Annotated in this window: 1 protein-coding gene; it reads left to right on the plus strand. The window is 71.4% G+C overall.

Annotation, left to right across the window (positions count from 1 at the left end):
- Nucleotides 1–25: 25 nt before the first annotated feature.
- On the plus strand, nt 26–1,387 hold a 1,362-nt coding region (locus ACFFR3_RS27735), incomplete at its 3' end, for a condensation domain-containing protein (RefSeq protein ID WP_379484094.1).

The following is a 1,387-nucleotide window of genomic DNA, read 5'->3' on the forward strand; positions in this document are numbered from 1 at the left end:
TGAGGTCTATGTGGCAGGTCCGGGGGTGGCGCGCGGGTATGTGGGTCGGCCGGGGCTGACCGCTGAGCGGTTCGTGGCCTGCCCCTTCGGCGGCGGGCGGATGTACCGCACGGGCGACGTCGCGCGCTGGGACGACGGCGAACTGGTCTACGTCGGGCGCGCGGATGAGCAGGTGAAGATCCGTGGCATGCGGATCGAGCCCGGCGAGGTCCAGGCGGTGATCGCTGCCTGTGAGCTGGTCTCCGAGGCGGCGGTGGTGGCGCGTGAGGACAGCCCGGGGGACAAGCGGCTGGTCGCTTACCTGGTGCCCGCCGCACGACCCATCGACGTGGAGGAGGTGCGGCGGTTCGCGGGCGAGCGGTTGCCGGAGTTCATGGTGCCGTCGGCGCTGGTGGCGCTGGGTGAGCTGCCGCTGACGGTGAACGGCAAGCTCGACCGCAACGCGCTGCCCGCCCCCGAGTACGCCACCGGCCAGGGCCGCAAGCCGGCCACCCCGCAGGAAGAGGTCCTGTGCTCGGTGTTCGCCCAGGTCCTCGGCCTGGAGCGGGTCGGCGTGGACGACGACTTCTTCGCGCTGGGCGGCCATTCGCTGCTGGCGGTGCGGCTGGTGAGCCGGATCAGGGCGGTCCTGGATGTGGAGGTGGAGATCCGGGTCCTGTTCGAGGCGCCGACGGTCAGGGGGCTGGCGGAGCGGTTGGCGGAGGCGGACGAGGCTCGGCCTGCGTTGACGGCGCGGGTGCGTCCTGAGCGGGTGCCGTTGTCGTTCGCGCAGCGCCGCTTGTGGTTCATCCAGCAGTTGGAGGGGCCGACCGCGACGTACAACATTCCCGTGACGCTCCGTCTCGCCGGTGAGGTGGATCGCGACGCACTCGGCACTGCGCTGCGCGACGTCATCGACCGGCACGAGGTGCTGCGCACGGTGTTCCCGGCCGCCGACGGCGAGCCGTACCAGCGGATCCTCAGCATGGACGAGCTGGACTGGGAGCTCTCCGTCGTCGAGGTGGCCCCCGAGGAGCTGCAGGAGGCGGTCCGGCGCGCGGAGACGTACGCGTTCGACCTCGCCTGTGAGGTGCCGATCCGGGCGTGGTTGTTCGTGGCCGGTTCGGAGCAGGCGTTGGTGGTGGTGACGCATCACATCGCGGCGGACGGGTGGTCGATGGGGCCGCTGGCGCGGGATGTGTCGGTGGCGTACGAGGCACGCCGAGCGGGACGGACCCCGGCCTGGCAGCCGTTGCCGGTGCAGTACGCCGATTACGCCTTGTGGCAGCGGGAGCTGCTGGGCGAACGAGACGATCCGGGCAGTGTGCTGGCGAAGCAGATCGGCTTCTGGCGGGAGGTGCTGGACGGGGTCCCGGAGGAGCTGGTGTTGCCGGTGGATCGGCCGCGT

This window comes from Nonomuraea salmonea, assembly GCF_042428605.1.
Lineage (GTDB): Bacteria > Actinomycetota > Actinomycetes > Streptosporangiales > Streptosporangiaceae > Nonomuraea > Nonomuraea salmonea.